Genomic DNA, 22,846 nt, shown 5'->3' with positions numbered 1-22,846 from the left:
ATTAATTTGACCAATAAAATCCATTTTGGCTAAATAATAAGCTATCAACCGCAGAGAATATTAAATTACAACGATGTAGGGGTGAATATTCCGAAGAAAAATTTAGGTTTTACCTCATTAAACCTCAAATTTTTAGCAATAGCCAACCAATAAGAGAGATAGTTTCATGAAGTTTTCAAACGAAGAAGATAGACGTAATCACTTCCAAGCCCGATTCATTCCAGAACTTGTGTGGTCTAAGCTATTCAAAGATAAAGAAGTTCCTGATTATATTCTCTCGTGGATGAGTATTCCCAATGAAGAATTAAAAGAAAAACTATTTTTTATAGGGAGTAACTGGCTAACACATAAAGAAGATGTTGAACGAAAAAAAGCATGGTTGGCTATCGCATTTAGTCATCCTACTTTGGAAAATCAGCAGCTTATTGAAGCAGGTGGGCAATTGGGGGTGCACACAGAGACCATGTTGGACCTGACATTCATGTTAGGGGATAGCCCCAAAATTTTAGAACTAATGGACTTATTGAAAAAAGATCATCAGCGAAAGACGATACGCATTTTGACCGAATGGAAACCGCCCTTCAATTTAGTCATCTTAACTCTTTAAACTATTATTTAGAAACTCTTGCTAATGATGATCTACATGACATCGTTTCAAAAGCAGCGTGGTTTGGAGCACTTGATGTTTTTCAATATCTAGAAAAACAAGTACCGAATAAACTACAATCTATAATTGAAACACACTTTTCTTATTACTATAATCAAGCTGCACAATCTAACCAACTCGATATTCTTAAATATTTGGAACAAAAAGCACCAAAAAAGCTAGAGCAAATGATTGAAGCAAATAAATACTTCGATGGCTTTTTTTGGGCAGCTTATCATGGTCATCTTGATATTCTTATACACCTGACTGAGAAGGCACCTGAAAAATTGGAAGTAATGGCTACAGCAAGTAATTTTAGTGCATTTCGAGAGGCAGCATCCCAAAAAAAACTTCAAGTAGTGAAATTCCTAGCAGAAAAAATACCTCACAAATTAAACGAAATGCTTGCAGCATCTGAGTTCTACGCGCTTCGATATGCCGCAGCCAATAATGGCGAAGAGGTGATTCAATATTTATTGAGTTATCCTAGCACCTTTGCCTATGCGGAAAGCCACACACGGGAATACAATGGTTCTGTCTGGGATTTTATGATGCGAAAACTAAGCACCCTTCGCACCCAACAACAGGAAGCAGAAGCAACTAACTTGGATACAGTTTTTGATGTCGCCTCAGATGAAGAAGCCAAACTGTTGTTTTATATAGCACGAAATCTTATCCGTAGAAATGATACAATTTTAATCGATGATCTGCACTTTTTGCTGGGCATTCCTGCTGTCAAAGCACTCGCTCATACTGCAGTGACACTCCATCAGCAGCCCAACGAACTACTGCGCCTTGCTTTATCTGTTGGCAATCAGGAGGCAACAACTGTGCTGCTAAATATTCCTGCAGTACAACATCTGGCAGAACAATCTAATTATTACCGTCAAGAACTACAAGGAAGATTTAATTTAAGAACTTTAGCAGCAGATCGTGAATCAGCTATGACAGCTTTAACCCAGGGTGAGCAACAGCAGTTGCAAGCAATGGCCAAGCGTTATCAACCACTCTTAAAACAAGCAGGAGTTGATGAGGTGATGAGCCACTTACGCAACACCCTACAAGTGCACTATGAGGCGCATCCTGCTACCATCTCTATTCAAAAAAAGGGTCACAACAAAAAGCTAATTTTACCCTTGGAATGGAAGAGTTTCAAAAATCTCCATTTATTTCCAAGGCAAAAAGCACAAGCATTTAAAGCCTATTATCAAAATAAAGCGCATACCGCATGGCGCTATCTCTCTAAACCTAACCCTTGGATGCATCAAGATGCCAGTTATGTAAACATCAATGAAGCGCGTACAGAGCGTTGGTCTACATTTGAAGAATATCAATCACTGATCAGTCTTTTTTATCTGGCTGCTATTGATAAGAAAACTCCGTGTGCCGATGAGCATACCTTTGAAACCCGCCTGGAGCATTTTATCGATGAACTCGCTTATATAGGACGAGCTCATAACTGGGATAAAAGTAGACTCAAAAACAATGGGCAACAAGAACAATACGATGATCTCGAAGGAGACCGTCCCAGCTGCTTTTCAGGAGTAAAACGCCGGCTTTTTCAGTCTGTTCTCGGCCATCCCTTACTAAAGGTGCTCACTGTAGATGTCATTCAAATCGAAATCAATGAGTTTCTTTTCAAAAATTTCAAAAAAGCCATTAATCCTGGCAATCGCTTTGCCTTGAAAAAAGCCTGGGATAAAGGGATTGAAGGAGAAGATTTAAGTGAGGAAGATACTAAGCTCATACAAAGTTTAAACATTAGTCTGGAACAACAACAAGCATTTAAAAAATACTTATCGAGCAAATACGGTCCATCTTTTGCAACCAATTTGAGCTTCACTCGCCAAGTTAATAATGCTTTTTTATTAACGTCAACCATAACTTCTCATTTATTTAAACATGGAAGCTTAATGGTAGAGTTTTTCTCTAAACTCCAAACATCAGAAGAACAAGGAGAAAGAACTACCCTCAATCCGCAAGGATTCTTCGCAGCCTATATTTCCCAAACCCAAAATACTGAAGCACCTGCTTCATCGCTAGCACCTAAGCAGTAAAGTTGACTTAGCAATGAACATTATCTTCTGGGTGATATAACTGCACAAAATCTATTTTATAATCGATGCAGGTAGCCTTTTAAGTATTAGGCTACTCAATTTCACCCATAGCTTCGCCAAAACGAAGCATACTTCCTGCTTTTAATTCTTTGTTCCAATGGACTTTACTCTCATCTGCAAACAACAGCACAACAGTGGAGCCTAACTTAAAGTAACCCATTTCATCGCCTTGGGCCATTCTTTTATTAGTCTGCGGATATTCAAAATCAACGCGATTTTTACTTCGTTTAATATCTCCATGCCAACTTGTTCCTATCGCACCAACTATAGTTGCACCAACCATTACTATAGCCATAGGGCCAACTGAAGTAGAAAAAAAGATGGCCAGACGCTCATTACGCGCAAATAACTTGGGCACCACTCGAACCGTTGACGGTTGCACTGAAAATAAGGCTCCAGGGATATAAGTCATCGAAGTAATTTCAGCATCTATAGGCATATGTACACGATGATAATCTTTAGGCGATAAATACAATGTTGCAAAACGCCCATTAATAAATCGAGACGCGATTTCTTTATTGCACGCAAGAAGCTCAGAGACAGTATAATAATGTCCCTTTGCCTGAATCAGCTTGTCTTCTTCTATTGAACCTATTTCACTAATACAACCATCTACCGGAGAAATAATGCCTGCATGTGCCAAAGGTCTACACCCAGGTTTTAAGCGACGGATAAAAAAGTCGTTAAAACACCGATATACCGCAGGATTTTCAATTAAAGCTTCGCTCATATTCACTTGATATTCATGAATAAAGCGTTGAATAAGGTAATCCTTAACTTTGATATTTTCCACATCTGCTAAATAACCAGCAAGCAAGGTTAGACTTTGTTTTGGAATAATATATTGCGACAATGTTTTTAATAAATCTAAAGACATGCAAAATTCTCACTGCTTATAAAAAGGAAATCATAACCTATACGCTTAAGAGTCACAAACTATGATTTGTGAACTCAAAAAGCGCAAACAACAAATACAACATTACCTGTCGCATTATGTTCTTTATAAATATAGCCTATCTTTTCTAATGCGTTAAACTATAAGTAATTTGGAGTTGGCGATGTGATGCGGCAATAGTCTCACTATGATGTTTTAGGTTCGCAAGATAAAATACTTTATGTTTTTCCAAATTAAAATTTGCAATTAATTGATATTTTGGATCTTGCTGCATTGCAGGGAACTCTCCGCTTGCAAGTTCCTTTTTAATTGTGTCGATTATTTTAGTAAATAAACACTCGTTTAATGTTGAAGAATCGAAGCCATTCATAAAAATCATAGCCAATGCTCTTGCATTACAATTCCCTTTAAGATACCCCTCAACCTCTGAGCGTCTTGAGGAGCCCCAATAACTCCCCCATGTTTTTGATTCATATTGTTTTAATGAAGACTTAATGAGACTTTGAAATGATTTTTCCGTTAAACTATCTACCCAATCATAGACAGCTTTATAGATTAATGAAATACCCATATCACTAAAGGGATGAGTAAATCGTTTATCCCTTTTTGCAAAAAATACTACATCACGAGTAAAATCGGCTATACCTCGTTCAAAGCTTTTATCCCTAATGGCAACATCAATACTGGGGATAGGATGTTCTTGCAGCATTAAAGGAGTTAGCCCTTCTATGAGGAGCTTATTTAAGGCTCCATCTTGATTGGGCTTTTCGCATAAAATATAAGCTAATCGATTATCACCACTCTCATTCATGCTATCTCTTAAATATTCTTTCACCGGTTCTGTTCGTTGGCGAAATGAAAAAGTAGACAATAAAGGAGCATATTTTTTATCGATAATCTCTGTAACATATCGCTCCAACTCTTCTGGCCTCAAATTTTTTGCCCAAATAAACAAAGAGTCATGATATTGTTTTTTCACATCATCATGAGTGAAAGGCAATACGTCTTTTTTAACAGAAAGTAATGCTTCTTCCATCAATTCATCTGTAGTAGTTAAATGCAGTGGGAAATTAACCTGTTCGGCAATTAATTTAAGACTTGATGAAAGATTATGAAACTCAACGGCGCAAGGTGTTGTATTCGCTAAGGCTTTGCGAATATCTAAGTTGTATTTCTGATGCAGTAAAGTAAGCTTGGTTGAGAACTCTAGGTTATGTTCTTCAGTAAGGTCTTTTCGTTCTTGGATATAATACTCTTTCGTAATGGCGCGAAACTCGTTAGTAAATGCAACTAACGCCAGTAAAGCATCACGCAGATTACTGTCTTTATCGACACTAATTTTTTCTTCAATGGCTTCAACAGCGAGCTCAGGCATATTCCCAAAGAGTTCCCAGGCGTTGGTTAAACTATCATCGGTAACCTTTTTGCTGATAATCTCAGAGATCTGAACATGGGGTGGATTAGTAGTCTTCTGGAGTAATGTATTAGTGAGTCGGTATGAACTATGAAGAAGTTCTTTTAACGTTGGAGCAAACGCATCACGCCAAACTTGATGATAACGTTTTTGTAACTCAGCAAGATCGTATTTAAGTTCATCGTCTTTCGCGTAAGCTGTATCATTTTCATTCTTGACCCATTCTTCGATATTACGATAAAAAGAAGGTTTTTGATAAAGAGCCAAACATGTTGGTGGCAAAGGGATACCATAACCATTATTAACACACCCCATGTAAAAGACGACAACTCGATATAAGTTATCATAATGTTCCTGATAGAGCTTCATCATAAAATCAACAAAAGGCTCTGCATTTGTCTTTTCATTGCAAAGATCGGGGTAAAGCTCTTCATATTTTGCACGCAGCTCTTTATTGGTTTCGTCTAAAGAAGTGTAGTTTAATGTTAAATCACCAAAAAGCTCAGTTAAACGTTTACGTTGTACTTCAGGTTGATACGTTAATAATACTTTCAAAGCCGCTGCAAGTTTTTGTTCTTGCGCAACAGAATCTTGAGCCAAACGCGCAAATTGTACCGGATCGGCATAGGCTTTAGGTAATAATTTAGGTAAAACCTGTTCTTGCCCTGGCAAGAGCACGGGAATAGTCACTTTGCCTGGATGCGTGTATGGCGCCCAATGATAAGGCTTAGAATCTTGGACATTAGGAAATGCCTCATAATCTGGCACTGAAAGAAAAACGTGCTTTTTAGGAATACCTATGACTGATCTTGGTTCTTTCATATGAATAGTAAACCAATAAAAAAACATATCAAAATCAATATCAGCATCCAAACTCAAGTTATGTGGATGACTATCGTCATCATCCAGAAACCATCTCCCAAACAACAGCTCTATAAAGTTTTTTTCAACTAAAGTTTTCACACTTGGAGCAACTTGCTCTCTTAAAGTGCTATTTACTGGAATGCCATCTTCCGCATAATGAAAAGGTTTAAAATTATCAACACAAATAGACAAAGTCCCTATTAATCGATCTTCATCATCAAAGACTAAGCGTTCCTCAGCCGATCTTTTTCCCTGGAATGATCTTTTGAATGAAGAGGTAGCTACACTAATTTTAGCTAATAATTCTGGGTAATGTCTTTGAGATTCCAGTTCTTTAAAAAAGGCTTTTTTAGTAATACCTTCTTCTTCAAAGGAGACAGAATAAACTTTATGAGAGCCATCAGAAATAGGGGTTTTCGTGATGAATTGACTATGCCTCAGTGCTTTTTTTGGTATTGCCATTTTTTATTCCGTTAATTCACAGTCGTCCATATAGAATAGTTCATATTAAGCAGAAATTTTTAAGAAGTTCAAGAATAATTTTCATACAAAGAACAAGGAAACTAAACAGCGGATTAAAATTTAACCCATTAGATTATTTATTGATCTTTTTGATGGTGAACCACTATTTGATTATTGCCTGAACAATAAAGCTCTTTTCTTCGAGAGGGATTTTCACAAATTTCAAGAATAGCTCAGATAATCGAGTTAACATAGAAAAAAGTCAACCTTTTGTTGTTATATCAAACTCATATTATTTTCAACATGGGGAGAGTATCCCACAGGTTTTAACCTCATCATTTTTTTCTGGCGTAATAAGCTCAAAAACCTCTCTATCAAGAGCGCGTAGCTCCTCTCCTGAACGAGTTTGATTAAAAAACCAAAAATTGCCGGTAGTTTTATATTTTATGGCATTTGCAAAACCAAATGATAAAGCAGTAATAATTATATTTGCGAAAACAATGAGTGCCTTATAAAAATCTGATTCAATTTCAGGATCGACAATTGCCAAAATCTTATCTTCAACCTCCTGTAATTGAGGGCGTATATTTGCGTTAGGATTTGTTAGTCCCTCGTAAGCGATTTGATATAATGCTTTTCGGTATTTTTTTTGCTCTGCTTCCCATTGCAGAAACATATTCCTATGAGATTGTGATCCGGATAATCGTGCATCAACTACTTTACATTGCTCCAAAATACACAAAATGACTTGACGGAAACGTCTCGCTTCTTCAGAGTCTTTTTGGGCCACAAATTCAATGACGTCTTTTTCACACATAAAATCATGTAATTGCGTAATACACTTAAAACATTCAAGGTAGTCGATAGCCAAATCTTTTAATTCTTCAGGCCCCTTTATCTCAGCCAATCTCTTGTCTTGAGATTCAACATTAAATTTTGCCCTAACCAAAAGAATTTCAATTAATAATTTTCGATGCTCTTCATTCTTTATTTTTGTTAATTGCGGTAAAAGGAGTCGCAAAGCATGTCCCCTACTTTCTTTATCTAATACCAAACGATAAGATTGAGGATCAGTAACTTTTGATTTTTTTAACAAGATTAAGGACTCACTTGCTGCATCTAAAGCCGGAAGGGGAAGCTCGCGCAAATTTGTTGAGACACCATGGAATGTATTTAATTCTTCTCGAAAATGGTGAAGAATTGATTCTCGTAAATGTTGTTTGGGATTTAAAACCAGCTCTTGTAATTGATGAATTGTTTCAGTTTTTGTTTGCTCTAAAGCAACTAATGTGGAGGCTAATAATGGATAACGATTTGTTGCCGTAATAATTTGTTGATAACCATCTTCGGATAAGTTTTTATAAACCCAAAAAAGGAGGCAAAGCCTCTTAGTATCATCATTAGATAAAGAGTGAATAAATTTCAAATCCTCCAATTTTTTTGAGTCTTTAAAAAATTGTGGGACATCTTGGGTGAGTGCCGGTTCCAAATCCACTAACATCCCTATGGCTTTAAAATAGGCCGGTTCAGATAAAATATGGCGAATTAAGCCATCAGGATATTTTCGTTGTTTTAAAAATGGAATTAGTTTAATTTGTGCTTCATCCCCCATGAAACTGCCAAATGTTTGCACAAATACCGGATCATTAAGTAGATGCCGATTTTTTTCCAGTAATCCATGCTTATAAAATACAAGAACCATTTTTAATAAATTTTTATTCCGATTTTCGTCTTGAGTTAATTTAATTGCCTCGATTTCTTGACGCAATAAGCTAGGTTCTTTCAAAAGATCATGCAGTAAAGTAGAGGATAAAGGAAATAAGTTGGCAAAGTTATAATGGATAATTAAATCCAGAGCACGATTGTCTGCAAACAATGCAGCTAAGTTGAGTTCGGAATATAGAATAGGATCGGATAATCGTGCTGTTTCCTGTTCCACTCGTAATTTACGTGTCATTAATTCAACACGTTGTACGCGTAAATTTATTTCACCATTTTCGTCATTAACACTATTTTTTAATAAACTACGTGGTAAATCGGCGCCAATTTGCTCTATTAATGGATTGTCCAAAAAATTGACATGAGCAACAGTAACTGTTGGCTTAGGCGTAGCAGCAGAAGAAGTAGGTTCTTTTTGATCAGGTACAGAAATAAATGGAGCCAGATCAAAGCTTGATAAAAAAATAAGCTCCCTATCTTTAGGCTCAGCATAACCATTTTTTACTAATCCCATAATCCATTGTTTTGGGTTATCTTTTCGATACATCATCATAAGCCCACAGGGTTCTCCTTTATCATTCACATATGCAAAATGTTGACGAACCACATTTGCTTTGTAAGACTCTGGATCTTCCTCTTCTTTCATAAGAGGATTAGGACCGAGTAAATAGTGCAAATTCCCTGCAGACATATTACCTTGCAAATAATATCGCCCCGAAGCTTTAGTATTCCATATGTCAAAATGTTTTATGGCATCTTCTGAGGTACCTAGAAAATGAGTTCGTGGAAAATCTAAGTGAATTGTTCCAATATCATCTTTTCCTTCAGCAACGGCCCAATCTTGTCCAAAGGCATGGAAAATTTGTTGTGCGTTTCCTGTTACCAAATAAGGCATAATTCATTTCTCGACATAGCAAATTGAGAGTATTATAACCAATAATTCGTGCTAATGGTGATAAATTTTTACAAAAAATGTATTTTTTGTGCCTTTTATAAGAGCATCATTTATAATGTCTTTTTTTGGACGGAAAAAATATGAAATGCAATATCATAGGTGCAGGTCGCTTAGGCAAAAATATTGCCTTAGCTTTATCGACAGCACAGCTTGTCTCATCGTTTTCCATATGCAATCGTAACTTAGCTAGCACTCAAAACGCATGCCATGAAATCGGTTCTGGTAGGGCAATTGATAAAATTGAACTATTACCAGAAGCTGAAATCACCTGGATTTGTTGTAATGATGATGCCATTCAATCTGTTGTAGAAACGTTAACCCAAAGCACTGTCTTAAAACCAAATAATTTTGTTATTCATTGTAGTGGGGTATTTAGCTCTGCCGTACTTGCTCCATTAAGAAAAAAAGGTTGTTTTATTGCCAGTTTTCATCCTTTAAAAGCATTCAAAATAAACTACCTGGAGGCCAATGCCTTTGAACAAGTTGATTGTGTTTTAGAAGGGGATGATGAAGTTTGTGAGTGGCTAAAAAGCTCTTTCACTCAATTGGGTGCCAACCTTATTGCCATTAAGCCTGAAGCAAAAGCAACATACCATGCCGCGGCCTGCATGGCTTCAAATTATCTAATTACATTGGCTGCATGTAGTGAGGAATTATTTCTTAAAGCTGGAATTAACGCCCAACAAAGTCGACAAATGATAGTAAAATTAATGCAAGGAAATTTGGATAATTTACAACGTACAGAATATATCACTGAAGCACTCACAGGACCTTTGGCAAGAGGAGATATTGAAACAATTTCACTTCATTTAAAAACAATACAAAACGATAAAATAAGGAATTTATATCAAGAAGCAGGATTAAATACACTTCCCTTAACACAACTATCGGAACAAATAAAAGAAGAACTAAAAGTCATTCTAGCTAAAAAACATGCTACATCGAGTATTTAATGGGCTTTAAGAAAAAAAACCTCATTTTGTATCATGTGGTTTAGTCAATTTTTTTTCAATAGTTAAAATGAGATTTCACAGCTTTAGCATCATTGAAGTACATAGCCAAGTACAAAAATTTTCAATCTCTTAGGATTAATGTTTGACAATAAGTGGCGGCTCTTCATAATCAACCTCTGAATCTTCTTTTTGTTGTCGTGTTTTTATTTGCGTTAAAACACCTTGAAATTGGCCCATATGCTGATGAACATCTTCTGCTTTAACGGTTGATTCATTAAGAGTAGCGAAGAGTTTAGTATGATGATGCTCACCTTCTTGCTCATACTCCATTAAAGGTTGTTCCTTTACAAACAAGCCCCCTTCCACTTTAGACTCATGCAATTGACGATTAGCCTTTTCATAGCTGGCAACTATTTTTTGGGAGTTCTGTTCTATATGTTTTGCATAAATTTTTTCACATTCTTTTATTCTTGGTTCAGCTTTAGCGATCAGTTTCTCTTTATAAGGTTTATAAGAGAACTGATAAATCCCAGCAACTACCAGCAAGCTAATCGGTAAGGCAATAATACTCAATGCCATCCCCAACTTGCCAAGTCCGAGATATGAACTAAAACTCTTAGGATGCCCTGAAGCAGCAGCCATCGCTTCCGTAAGTCCTTTGTGTGCCTGCATGTTTCCAGATTTTTTTTGCGATAGATGGGTCAATGAAGACTCCTCGGCGTAATTTGGATTAAGTCGCGTCCAAAATTTATACCATGGGGCCTTGGCATTAACTTTAGCAGAGGCACCTTGATCGACATCGCTAATTAATGATAAGCCTGTTTGTAAGTGATTATTATATTTATCATCTAAATTGTGTTTTAAGTCAGACGCAAGCCTTTTAACATCGCTTGGTCTTGCCCTAGCCAGAGTATCCATGGCTTTAAAAATAGTGCTGTCGGGTTTACTGGCTTCATGATCTAAAATCGCTACCCTGCCATTAATTGCTTGCGCACGTTCATTTCCACTTTTACATCCAGCGATGGAAGCTTCTTCAATAAATATAGAAAGTGATTGAACGAGTTTGGCATATTCATGTGTATGATGTAGATCATTTGCCATGATTGTTTTTAAAGCATCTTTTGCTTTTTCAACTGGAGTAGCATCTTTGTCGTGTATTCTTGCGTTTTGTTGTGTCCATCCCGCTTTTATTTTTTTAATTTGCTCAATAGCTAGTTGACCATGTTCTGATCGAGAAAAATAGTTCTCACCATGACCGTTACACTCTGTCAAAAACTGTTCATAATATTCAAATACCTTCTGAATTTCAGCAAGGCAGTCCTTTGGTCCCACCAGATTTTGCAGCATGGCCATTTCAGCCATTAAAGTAGCTTCATTTCTCAGCTTATTCCAACCAATATTCCATCCATATCCTAAACTATCGCCAAAACCATTAACTGATAAATTTTGCACCAAACAAAAAGGTTGTGGGGTTTTTGCTTTAAGTTGCGCTTTATTATATAAGTGAGCACCATTTAAAATGGCCCGTGCACCCCATGATTGTTTATTATCTTTAAACCAATCATCTAATGTATGATTAATTGCGGTATGAAGATTATAAGTAAATGCTTTGCGTCCTAATGGATTTGCAGAGATAGAATCCTGGATTGAATATTTATCAGCAAGTTTTAAGAGTTTCACACTGACATCATCAATCGCACTGTCCATAGAAAGATTTTTTTTCACATCAAGCGAAGGTATTCTAATTTGTAAACGCGCCTGCCTTTGATTTTCTTCTTTAAGTGCAAGAGTCACAATTTGTCTATCGGCAAGGGCATATGCTCCTGGCAGGTGAGGTAGACGCTCATGAGCAGTATTTTCGGAACCAGAAATCCAGATTGTTTGCTCTAATGATTGATCGATATGCAATAAGTCATTAGGAGAGGCTGCTGTTTTTTCAGCTAAATGCTTTTTCTCTATTTTTTTTAGATCTTCTGTTGATAAACGTTGTCCTGTTTCTTTGAGCACTTCTTCCATTAAAATACTATGTGCTTCTGCAGAAATCTTTTTCCGTGCTTTATCTAATTCTTGAATAAGCTTAACGTCATTTAGCGCACCTTCTTCCTTAGCTTTTTCTAATGCATCAGCAAATGCCTGTTCAATTAATGGTTGTATGCGCCTCATCGCCTTTTGATGTGCAATTTCCATTTGTTCCTTAGGAAATCGTCTATCGTCAACTTTTGTGTAAGTACGTACAGCAAGTGCCAAATGAAAATGAAATTCTTGTTGAAGGGGAATAATACTGCCTCTAACAGTTGATAGTTTATCTAACTGTTCTTTATTTAACTTATCAAGACCATAGCGACGCTCGTATTCTTCATTAAGTTCTTTGATTTGTGTAATATCCAAACTCACCGTGGTTATTGGGGAAGGATTTCTAGTTTTGCCGAAACATTGTTTGAATAAACCCTGCGCCTCTTCAGATATTTTAACATCAATCAACACTCGCCCTTGAGGATCAAAAAGCAAAGAGGATGGTTTTTTTCGCGTCGCTTGCTGAATCGCCAGGACTGTAATTTTTTCAAGATATTCTCTTTGAGCTTGCTGTTGTTTTAATGTCGTCATTATAAAACTCTCACACAAAGTAACATTTACAAGTTTAACATAATGAATGCCCGCATGATATATTAGCGAGCAAAGTGACAACAAAAAAATCAAATCATCAGGGCAGAATAACAGTAACACCGTGAGTTATTGTAGAGAATAGGCTGCTTTATTTTCCTTCCTTAGCCTTAGGGTGAATTGGAAACACGCCCTATTTTGCATTCTTTTTCGCTTTTCTACGTTCCTGCCAGCTTTGTAGCATCACATAAAAGGCAGGCACAAAAACTACTGCAAGGCATGTCGAGGCCAACATCCCACTACAAACAGCAATGCCAATAGATTTGCGAGCATTAGCTCCAGCACCCGTAGCAAATACTAAAGGCATCACACCAAGAATAAAGGCAAAAGAAGTCATTAAAATGGGCCGAAAACGTGTTTTTGCACCAATCACCGCGGCTTCCATTATGGATTTGTTATGCAATTCATGTTGTTCTCGTGCTACTTCAACAATCAAAATAGCATTTTTCGCTGCCAAAGCAATAAGCAATAAAACCCCAATTTGCGTGTACATATTGTTGGCTATTCCTAAAGCGGATAAAGCCAACACGGTACCCACCAAAGCTAATGGAACGCTTAATAAGATTGCTGCCGGAGCAATCCAATTTTCATACTGACCTGCTAAAATGAGATACACTAATACAAGCGACAACATAAAAATATAATAACTCAGGTTTCCAGCGATTTTTTCTTGATAAGCGGTACTCGTCCATTCAAAAGAAATCCCCGCGGGTAATACCTGATGAGCTACTCTTTCTAGAGCTTCCATTGCTTGACCTGAACTATACCCTGGTGCAGACATGCCATAAATATTACTTGAGGGATAAAGGTTATAAAGAGAAATAATAGAAGGCCCTGTCGTAGAGCTCATATCCGTTAGTGTTCCTAATGGAACCATCTCACCTGATTTATTTTTAACATAATAATTGCGCACATCTTCAATAGACGTTCGCCAAGGAGCATCCGCTTGTACATAGACTTGAAATACCTGTCCAAATTTTGTAAAGAGATTCACAAAAGATGAACCAAGATAAGTTTGTAAGGCATCGGATGCATCGCCTATAGAAACACCTAAAGATTCTGCCTTAACTCTATTGATTGGCGCTGCAAGCTGTGGCACAGAAGCTCGGAATGAAGTCATCATTCTCTGTAGCTCGGGCTGCTGCATCGCATAACGAATTAGCTCATCGGTAGCTGTTTGTAATTTTCGATAATCAAAAGAACCATCTTGCAATTCTACTTGCATTTGGAAGCCCCCAGCATTTCCTAAACCCTGAATAGCTGGCGGGATCATCACTAAAATTTTAGCACCTAAGTTTTTCTGTGCGACGGCATTTAGTTTTTTATACATTTCCAGTAAATCTTCTTTTTTACCACGCACACTCCAATCTTTAAACATTACATACAGTGCAGCACCATTAGGAAGGCTAGCACTATTATCCAGAAGTGAAATACCATCGATGGTGATCACGTTTTCAACCCCATCAATTTTAGATACTTGTTCACTTAAATCATGCATCAAAGCCTCTGTGCGCTCCAAACTCGAACCATCAGGTAATTGCACGTTTAACATGGCGTAGCCTTGATCTTCAATGGGAATAAAGCCGGTAGGAATACGACTTAAACCTAGGATAGCGATTACTACTAATGCAAGGCCTATAAGACAAACTGTTTTATTTCTATGAACCAGTTTATCAATGAATTCTATGTAGGCATTTTCTATAGGCAAATAAATCCTATCGAAAAAACGAAATGCAGCATTTTTCTTCTTTTGTGGATCAATAGGTTTAAGCCATAAAGCGCATTGAGTTGGTTTCAACGTCATCGCATTGATTGCACTAATAAATGCTGTAGCTGCAATAACTAATGCGAATTGAGCATACATAGCGCCCGTTAAACCAGGCATAAAACCCGCCGGTACAAATACAGCCATAAGAACTAGTGTAATACCAATTACAGGGCCCATTAATTCAGCCATAGCATGAATAGCAGATTCCTTTGGAGGTGTTCCTCGTTCGATATGTTGGGTCACTCCTTCAACGATTACGATCGCATCATCTACTACAATACCTATTGCCAATACTAGAGCAAATAAGGTTAATAAATTAATGGAATAACTTAATGCAAGCATCGCAAAAAAAGCACCAATAATGGTTACTGGCACTGTGGTGGTAGGAACAAGAGTCGCACGTGCGTTTTGGAGAAAAACAAGGATAACGATTAAAACGAGAATACCTGCTTCAAATAAAGTTTTATATACTTCATCAATTGAGGCTTTTACGAAAATAGTGGTGTCAAAAGGCACAGTGTACTGCATCCCTGGGGGGAATTTTTTAGACATTTTTTCCACTGCTTTTCGCACTTCAGAGGCAACCTCTAACGCATTAGCACCAGGAAGTTGGAAAATACCAATAGCGGCTGCCGGTTTATTGTTTAATTTCGCAAGCTGGTTATAACTATTAGAACCTAATTCAACACGACCTACATCACGTATACGTACGATTTGAGCACTATTATTGATCATGTTACTGGTTGCAGATTGATTAGGCTTTTGAGCTATAGTCTTAACAATAATATTGGCGAATTGATCTACATCAGCAAGTTGCCCTGGAACATTCACTGTAAATTGATAAGCGGGTTTCCCTGCTGATGGTGGGGCTCCAATTTGTCCTGATGCAATCTCTTGGTTTTGATGGCTGATGGCTTCAAGAACATCACTTGGGTTTAAGGAATAAGCCAACATTTTTTGGGGATCAAGCCAAACACGCATAGCATAGGTACCCGTTCCAAAAATAACTACGTTCCCCACTCCAGGTAAACGTGATAACTCATCTTGCATGTTAATTGCTGCATAATTATCCAAAAATAAACCATCATATTCATTGTTTTTAGATGTTAAAGTAATAAACTGTAAAATGTTGGTCGACTTTTGCTGTACAAGAACCCCTTGTTTTTGCACCGATTGTGGCAATTGAGCCATTGCAGATTGCACTCGGTTTTGTACCAATACTTGCGCAAAGTTCAGATCTGTTCCAATAGCAAAGGTAACAATTAAAGTATAGGTGCCATTATTGGTACTTGTGGATTGCATGTAGAGCATGTTTTCCACTCCGTTGACTTGCTGCTCAATAGGCAATGCTACGGTTTTAATTAAAGTTTCTGCATCGGCACCTGGATATGTAGTGGTTACCTGAATGGTGGGTGGAACAATAGCTGGATATTGAGATACGGGTAAGACAATTATAGCAACCAATCCTAGTAAAACCAGAAGTAGTGCAATAACGTTTGCCAAAATAGGCCGCTCAATAAAAAATTTAGAAATCATTCTGCGTTCTTCTCACGTTTTGTATCAATTAACTGAACAAAATTTTTCTTACTTGCCTGCATTATTGCTTGCTTCACTACTAACATTCTTTGATGCTGGTTGTTGTATCTGAACTTTATTTTCAGGGGTTGCGTTTTGCAGACCATCAACAATAACATTGTCTTGTGAGTCCAGGCCCTTGATCACAGCACGCATTCCTGCTTCTTGACTGCCCAAGGTTACATGTTTTAATACCACTACATTATTGTTATCCACTGTCAATAAGTACGGGCCAATTTGGTCATAAAGTACTGCTGTATCAGGCACAGTTAATTGTTTTTTAGGCTCTGAGATTGCCACTCTTACTTTTACAAAGAGGCCAGGAACAAAAACATAATTTTTGTTTTGCAAAAGGGCTCGTAGCTCCATAGTTCCAGTAGAAGCATTAAGCCCCGTATTCACAAAATCCAAGGTAGCTTTATATTTAAAGGTTGTTTCATTTTGCAAGCTCACTTCAACCGGAACTTTATGAATATCTTTAGGTTTAAATCCTCGAGCTCGTGCTGCAGCTCTTAATTTAATTAAATCAAGCTCGTTTAAATTAAAATACACATAGATGGGATCAATCTGCTCGATGGTTGCAAGGTTTGTTGCTTCTCCATGCCCAACCAAATTACCAACATCAACCAAATGACGGCCAATTCGTCCATTAAATGGTGCAAAAATATGCGTATAGCTGTAGGTGATTGCTGCATTTATTTCATCAGCTTCTGCTTTATCAACTTCTGCAGTCAGTTCCAACGTTTTAGCATACCACTTCTCTACTTCATTTAAGGAGGTAGCATGCTGTTTATACATTCTTTGCTGTCGGGCATATTCTGATTTATCATAAGCAAGTGCGGCTTTTTGCGCAGCGACTGTAGCTTTAGCTGCTCTTAATTGTTCAAAATAAGGTTCTGGCTGAATGACAAATAATTCCTTTCCTTTTTTGACGAATGTTCCATCTACAAACTCAATTGAATCAAGATAACCCTCGACCCGCGCAACCAAGTTGACTGAATTATAAGCTACCATAGTCCCTGTTTGCGTCACATATTCAACCATTTCTTCAAGTTTTGGTTTTTGTACAACAACCGTTGGTAAAGGGATAGCCGGCACATTGCTTTTGCTAAAAAAATGCACTAATAAATAAATAAAAAATAAAATCGCAATTATTGCTACAACTTTGACTGATGTTGAATCTTTTTTAAAGTTCATGCTCAATACCATTTTTGTTTAATTTTTCTAATGTAGCCTGGGTAAGCATACCCCGGAAGTCATCGTTTTTTATCCGTACACCTAGAAGCTAGTCTTCATTTTGGTGGCATCTACCAATTAGGTAAATAAAGTTCTTTTATTTTTTCTTTTTTAGTTCGGGGGGCCATATGATTTTTCTCTTTGAGTAAAGAACCCCAATTAGTTCGTGCGGCCATTTCAGCCTTTATTTGTTGCGGCACAACATCGTTACAACCTCGAATTTCCCAACCACCACCAAGTGCACGATAAAGAGATACTAATGCTGCGGGAATGTTTGCTTGAGCACTAACTAGTGATGTCTGTACACTCAATTGTTGTTGCTCTGCATTTAGTACTGGAGTAAAGTCTGTTTCCCCTTCCATATACCGTATTATTGCTAATTTTAAGGTTTTAATTGCAGCAGTATTTGCTACGGTTAGCGCACGCTCAGCTTTTTTAGCCTCGATATAGGCGGTAATACTATTTTGTACTTCCTGTTGGGCTTTTAAAACCAAATTGACATAACTTAATAAAGCCTGTTGGTAGGCAGCATCCTGTGCGCGTACAGCATTGGTAATTTGTCCATAGTTCAAAATTGGCCAAGTCAGACTAGGACCCGCAGTTATGTTCCGATTAGATGGTTGAAAAAGATCAGAAAGAGAATTTGAACCAATATTATTGGAAGAAAAAGAAAAGGTCCCATTCAATGCAAGCGCTGGGAAAAGATTAGCTTTTATTTCACCAATCTTGGCAGATTGAGAGACTGCCTCTAAACGTGCTTGATAAATATCAGGTCGCCTTGCTAATGTTTCTTTAGGAATACCTACGGCCACACTTGAAGGAGCGATGGGAATTCCGCGACTTTTCTTAAGCTGATTATCAACCCCATTAGGTACAGTGCCTAATAGAAGGGCAAGCGCATTTTTTTGTTGTTCAAGGCTGCTTTCTAAAGGTGGAAGTGAAGCCTGTGTTTGTGAAAGTTCCGTCTGAGCTTGCTCTACATCAATAAGATTGGTTTGTCCTGCATTATAACGAGCACGAGCTATATTTAACCCCTCTCTTTGGACTACGATATTTTGCCTTGTTACCTTAATTTTTGTTTCATACATACGAATTTGGATGTAGGTAGTGGCCACATCAGCAGTAAGAGTGACTAAAGCATTATCATAAGCAGCAAGAGAGGATAAAAATACAGCATCATTAGCCTGAATGGCTCGTCGATATTTACCCCAAAAATCAATTTCCCAATTCGCAGAAAAGCCCAATGATAATGTCTCTAAAGAGGAAGGCAAAAGAGATTGCAATTCACTACCGCCAATTTGGTAGTAAGTAAAATTGCTAACCACTGCTTGTTGCTGTGGATAAAGCCCGCCAACGGATTGAGCTAATAATGCTCTCGTTTGCAAAACCCGCACTCCAGCAGACTGCAGTGTTAAATTGTTATGATAACCTTGATAAATTAAAGAAGTAAGAACCGGATCATGGAATACTTGCCACCATTGGGTATCTTTATATGGAGTTTCTTTAACCGATGCATTTTTTTTCGGCCAATGCGCTGCGACAGGCTTTATCGGTTCTTTATAATTAGGACCAACCATACAAGCACTAAGCATCAGGCTAACGGCAAGAGTAAAAATCTTTAACATGTGTGCTAATATTTCCCTCTGAAATCGGCTCCCCATCATGGAATGGTATTAGCTGTTATTAGGTCTTCGTACTGTATCATTACTAAGAACTATTTAATAGACCAAATCTTGACAATATTTTAATACGTATTGCATCACATTAAAAAAAGGATGGAAAATCAAAAATTGTGCGTAAAAAATTGGAGCTCCTTTAGGAAGTAACTCTTTATTTTTGCTGAGATCCTTATCATATTTCGCAAAAAAAACCGCACAGGATTTGAGGCTAATTCAGCCCCGGATTTGTTGCCAAGATCGTTGTTTCGCACAAAACCGAGGTTAGTTAAATCTATAGGGCTAAACAAACGGCTGAATCGTCCATATAGCCATCAAAAAATCACCTTTCTAAGAATTAGAATCAGAAGTAATAACTTGTAATTGAGTTACATTTTGCAAGCCACGCGGCAATCTATTCCCTCTACGTCCCCGTTCACCTCTATAATGCTCAAGATCAGCCCCCTTTAAGGTAAAATGGCGTTTACCCGCATGAACGGTAAGTGTATCGCCAGCAGTTAAAACTTGTACGTCAATCACATATTCTTCACGTGACGCTACTTTAGCAGTAGGAATACTGATTAATTTATTTCCTTTTCCACGCGATAACTCTGGAATTTCTTTCGTAGAACAAATAAGTAGTCGACCTACACTAGTGGCACAAGCAATGAAAAGCTCCTCATGTTTAGGGAGTATCCGAGGGAGTAAAATATGACTCGATCCAGGAAGCTTAATACAGGCCTTGCCGTTGCGATTTTTTACGTACAGATCACCGATTTTCGCAATAAAACCATACCCAGCATCACTCGCTAATAGCACGGATTGTTCTGCTTCACCACCTACTACAGCCTCAAACAAGACTCCTTCAGCTGGATTAAGTTTACCGGTTAAAGGCTCTCCTTGTCCACGTGCCGAAGGCAACACATGTCCAGGCAAAGAATAAACTTTTCCTTCACTATCAAAAAAGAGGATTTGTTGATTTGAACGCGCCATTGCTTGCGCTTTAAAATCATCGCCTGCTTTATAACTTAATTCACACCCATTGACATCATGCCCCTTTGCAGCTCTAACCCATCCTTTTTTTGAAAGTACTACTGTAATAGGCTCATTAGGTAAAATATCTTCTTCTTTTAATGCTTGAGATTCTTGGCGAACAATAATGGGGGAGCGACGAGCATCACCAAACTCATCTCTGTCATTAATAATTTCTTCTTTCACTAATTTTTTTAGCCGTTGCTCTGACGCTAAAGTATCCTGCAAATTATCGCGTTCAGTACAAAGCTCATCCAGCTCTCCCCGTAATTTTATTTCTTCTAATTTTGCTAAATGACGCAACTTCATTTCTAAAATAGCTTCTGCCTGACGATCACTAATATTAAAGCGAGCTATTAATCCTTGTTTGGGCTGTTCATGCTCACGAATAATGGCAATAACTTCATCGATATTCAGATAAGCAATAAGTAGTCCTTCGAGCACATGGATACGATCTAAAACTTTTGCCAACCGATATTCCAAGCGTCTTTTTACTACAGATATCCGATATACTAACCATTCAGATAAAATCTCAACTAACCCTTTTACTCTTGGCTTACCATCGAGTCCTATCATATTGAAATTAACACGGTAACTTCGTTCTAAGTCGGTAGTAGCAAATAAATGAGACATTAACCCTTCAATATCAACACGATTGGAACGAGGAACAATGACCAAGCGTGTTGGATGCTCATGATCTGATTCATCACGTAAATCCTCAACCATGGGCAATTTTTTTTGTTGCATCTGCAGCGCGATTTGTTCTAATACTTTGGCTCCTGAGACCTGATAAGGCAATGCAGTAATTACTATATTTTGTTTTTCCTGGTTATATACTGCCCTCATTTTTATAGAACCATTTCCTGTTTCATACATGGCGCTAATTGCTTCAGGCGGTGTGATTATTTCAGCTTCAGTAGGAAAATCCGGCCCTTTAACATATTGAGTAATCGCGGCTAAATCTGCCTGGGGATCGTCTAATAAGTGCACGCAAGCATTGGCAACCTCTGTTAAATTATGAGGCAAAATATCGGCAGCCATACCCACGGCGATACCTGTTGCACCATTTAATAAAATATTAGGTAGCCGTGCTGGCAACAACGAGGGCTCTTGTAATGTGCCATCAAAATTGTCAACCCAATCCACAGTTCCTTGCAAAAGTTCTGCTAATAAAACTTCAGCATAGCGCGATAGTCGAGCTTCTGTATAACGCATTGCTGCAAAAGACTTAGGATCATCTGGAGAACCCCAATTTCCCTGTCCATCCACAAAAGGATAACGATAGGAAAATGGCTGCGCCATAAGCACCATGGCCTCATAACATGCACTATCTCCATGTGGATGAAATTTACCTAACACATCCCCAACAGTGCGCGCTGATTTTTTATATTTGGCTGTAGCTTTTAGCCCTAATTCAGACATTGCATAAACAATACGTCTTTGCACTGGTTTTAATCCATCCGCAATATGGGGCAAAGCTCTATCTAAGATAACGTACATGGAGTAATCCAGATAAGCTTTTTCGGTAAATTCGGCTAGTAGTTTTCGTTCAGATACATCATTCATTGTTTTTGCGTTCATTATATTTAATATCACTATTTAACCATCGCAATGTTATATTGCAAAGTGATTTTAACACAGGATTGATTATGTTAGATAACTCACTTTTATTAATTGTGAATAACTTTGTATGGTCCTGCAATGGCGATCACAATATCACATATAACTATTTGAAAAAAAAAGTGATTTTTAATTTTGTCTTTTTTTAAGGCATTATTGCTCTGTGGATAACTTTGTGTATTATCATAGAATAAAATGGCTAAGTTATTGTAAATAGCGCAAAAATTACTATAAAAGCATCATTGTTCGATGATTCTATTACATAGTGATGTATAATCTATATAATGGAAAACTGATTCAGCGAATTGTTATGGACAACAATAGCATCTCATCTTCTAAATTTAACAAGTTTTTACTTTATATTATTTTTATTCCAGCGCTTGTGCTTGTATCAGGCATTGGGATTTTATCTCATTATGAGGTAAATAAAATGTTGGATGCCAACAAATGGGTTGCTCATACGTATCAAGTCATTCAAGCTACTGATAATATACTAATCACAATTATCGATATTGATTCTGAGCTAGAAGCCTATCTTCTCTCCGATGATGAACAGTTTTTGATGAATATTGATAAAATGAAATTTAGCTTAAAACAAGATTTTGATAATTTATTTCATTTAATTCAAGATAATTCATCGCAAAAGGAACGAGTCTCTCGTTTTTTTGACATAACAAATCAAAGACTCAAACAATTAAATCAAGCCATTCAATTAAAAATAAATAACAAACTCAATACTCCAGAGGAAAAAGATTTTTTTCTGCAAAAACAAGATACTTCGAATCAAATTAAGAACGTTGCTCAAGAAATAAAATCCGTTGAGCTCGTCTTATTAAAGGAACGGAATAAAACCGTACTCAATAGTGCAGAAACGACCAATATTGCCATTATCATAGGGAAAACAATTAGTCTTTTCGGTTTAATCCTCGCATTTGTGTTGGCAAATAAAGAATTATCAAGAAGTCTCAAAGCCGAGCATAACCGGAAAAATATTGAGAACCAATTAAGAAGTATTTTAGAAAGCGCCACGGATATGATTGCTGCGTTGGATAATGATTATCGTTATATGATGTTTAATGAAGCGTATCAACGTGAGTTTAAACGTATATTTGGGCAATCAATAGTCATTGGCATGACTCTGGATGACATCCTTACGAATGCAGCTACTTCCCCAAAAAATAAATTACAGGACTTACGAAAAACGCCTGAATTAGGTGAATAGATCAAGCAAATACAAGAAATTTCTCAAATAGAAGAAGGAGAAAAGATCATTT

At 37.3% G+C, this 22,846-nt stretch carries 12 protein-coding genes; 4 read left to right on the top strand and 8 right to left on the bottom strand.

Annotated features, from left to right (window positions below; translation table 11 throughout):
- The first annotated feature begins 166 nt into the window (after positions 1-166).
- Complete coding sequence (locus Lsan_RS21275; RefSeq protein WP_065236312.1) at positions 167-607, top strand: hypothetical protein; 441 nt, start codon at positions 167-169, stop codon at positions 605-607.
- A complete protein-coding gene (locus tag Lsan_RS13550; protein ID WP_065236311.1) occupies positions 568-2,703 on the top strand; it encodes an ankyrin repeat domain-containing protein in 2,136 nt (711 codons plus the stop codon). Before Lsan_RS21275 ends, Lsan_RS13550 begins: the two co-directional genes overlap by 40 nt.
- A 91-nt stretch (positions 2,704-2,794) precedes the next feature.
- Here Lsan_RS13550 and asd read toward each other — a convergent pair whose 3' ends face one another.
- The 3 genes from asd to Lsan_RS13535 form a co-directional block, all read right to left on the bottom strand.
- On the bottom strand, positions 2,795-3,640 hold the full coding sequence (gene asd, locus Lsan_RS13545; protein ID WP_058514750.1) for an archaetidylserine decarboxylase: 846 nt from the start codon (positions 3,638-3,640) through the stop codon (positions 2,795-2,797).
- 145 nt (positions 3,641-3,785) lie between these two features.
- Complete coding sequence (locus Lsan_RS13540; protein WP_058514749.1) at positions 3,786-6,398, bottom strand: hypothetical protein; 2,613 nt, start codon at positions 6,396-6,398, stop codon at positions 3,786-3,788.
- 298 nt (positions 6,399-6,696) lie between these two features.
- Entirely contained in the window at positions 6,697-9,012 is a 2,316-nt protein-coding gene (locus Lsan_RS13535; RefSeq protein ID WP_058514748.1) for a hypothetical protein, read from the bottom strand.
- A 140-nt stretch (positions 9,013-9,152) separates the two neighbouring features.
- On the opposite strand from Lsan_RS13535, the gene Lsan_RS13530 reads away from it, so the two are divergent.
- The gene (locus tag Lsan_RS13530; RefSeq protein ID WP_058514747.1) at positions 9,153-10,025 is read left to right on the top strand and encodes a Rossmann-like and DUF2520 domain-containing protein; all 873 of its coding nucleotides are present in this window, start codon (positions 9,153-9,155) and stop codon (positions 10,023-10,025) included.
- A gap of 135 nt (positions 10,026-10,160) precedes the next feature.
- Here the strand turns inward: Lsan_RS13530 and Lsan_RS13525 are convergent, their stop codons facing one another.
- From Lsan_RS13525 to parC, 5 genes are all read right to left on the bottom strand, one after another.
- The gene (locus tag Lsan_RS13525; protein ID WP_058514746.1) at positions 10,161-12,629 is read right to left on the bottom strand and encodes a hypothetical protein; all 2,469 of its coding nucleotides are present in this window, start codon (positions 12,627-12,629) and stop codon (positions 10,161-10,163) included.
- A gap of 190 nt (positions 12,630-12,819) precedes the next feature.
- Positions 12,820-15,990 (bottom strand): efflux RND transporter permease subunit, encoded by a 3,171-nt coding sequence (locus tag Lsan_RS13520; RefSeq protein WP_058514745.1) that lies wholly within the window; start codon positions 15,988-15,990, stop codon positions 12,820-12,822.
- Positions 15,991-16,038: 48 nt separating this feature from the next.
- Positions 16,039-17,238, bottom strand: a complete 1,200-nt coding sequence (locus Lsan_RS13515; RefSeq protein WP_058514744.1) for an efflux RND transporter periplasmic adaptor subunit — start codon at positions 17,236-17,238, stop codon at positions 16,039-16,041.
- A gap of 98 nt (positions 17,239-17,336) precedes the next feature.
- Positions 17,337-18,890 carry an efflux transporter outer membrane subunit gene (locus Lsan_RS13510; protein ID WP_058514743.1) on the bottom strand — a complete coding sequence of 518 codons (1,554 nt, stop codon included), beginning with the start codon at positions 18,888-18,890 and terminating at the stop codon, positions 17,337-17,339.
- Between the two features lie 381 nt (positions 18,891-19,271).
- Complete coding sequence (parC, locus tag Lsan_RS13505) at positions 19,272-21,533, bottom strand: DNA topoisomerase IV subunit A (RefSeq protein WP_058514742.1); 2,262 nt, start codon at positions 21,531-21,533, stop codon at positions 19,272-19,274.
- A 349-nt stretch (positions 21,534-21,882) separates the two neighbouring features.
- Between parC and Lsan_RS13500 the strand changes: the two genes are divergently transcribed.
- On the top strand, positions 21,883-22,794 hold the full coding sequence (locus Lsan_RS13500; RefSeq protein ID WP_237762138.1) for a CHASE3 domain-containing protein: 912 nt from the start codon (positions 21,883-21,885) through the stop codon (positions 22,792-22,794).
- Positions 22,795-22,846 lie beyond the last annotated feature (52 nt).

The organism is Legionella santicrucis, from assembly GCF_001468135.1.
In the GTDB taxonomy this organism is placed as follows: Bacteria; Pseudomonadota; Gammaproteobacteria; order Legionellales; family Legionellaceae; genus Legionella; species Legionella santicrucis.
Note: the sequence above shows the minus strand (reverse complement) of the source record. Positions and strands in the feature narration are given on the sequence as shown.